General features: G+C 42.7%; 2 protein-coding genes. Both read left to right on the top strand.

Going from position 1 to position 586, the window contains the following annotated elements; genetic code table 11:
• Positions 1-320 (top strand): hypothetical protein (locus GMD4S_RS10160; RefSeq protein ID WP_000300301.1); only part of this gene is annotated, 320 nt, incomplete at its 5' end.
• A partial coding sequence (locus tag GMD4S_RS10155) for a DUF5960 family protein (RefSeq protein WP_000196986.1) occupies positions 313-586 on the top strand: 274 nt, incomplete at its 3' end. The genes GMD4S_RS10160 and GMD4S_RS10155, both read left to right, overlap by 8 nt.

Genomic DNA, 586 nt, shown 5'->3' with positions numbered 1-586 from the left:
ATCAAGATCCAGGGATGCAGAAGTGGATGGGCTTTTTCCTCTCAGAGCATACTAGTTCACTCGGTGAAGAGAAAAATCGGGTAGCTTTCTCGACGAGTCTGAATCCCGTTGAGAAGTTACTCTTGCTTTCGCAACTTTATGTCGGGCAACTGAAGGGATGCTTTGTGGTCAAGGAAAAGAAGCAGAAAACCACGATCATTGGTGAGGTAAGCGAATTATCACCTCAAACTCTATCTATTAGGACCAATGAGGGCTATAGGCTGGTAGAGGTAGTAGATGTCCTAGAAATTCGACTGTGGGAGGGGGGAGTGTATGACTAGAAAAGACTTGTATGAAAACAAACTGCAGATGGATTATTTTTCAGATAGTTATATCCGCTTTGAAGAGGATTTTCAAAAATACTCTGCTATGAATGTACCACTGACTTTTTTGATCGATGACATCCTACGCACTATGGCGATGAATCAGAAAAACTACTTTGTTTTAAACAAGGAAAACGCCAAGGATGGGCGGGAGCATCGCTTTTATTTTAGGGTGGTGACGGAAAAAGAGTGTCCCAGAAATCGAACCTATGCATATGCTGGAC

The sequence above is a fragment of the Streptococcus sp. GMD4S genome (assembly GCF_000296955.1).
This window is presented reverse-complemented; position numbering and strand designations above follow the sequence as displayed.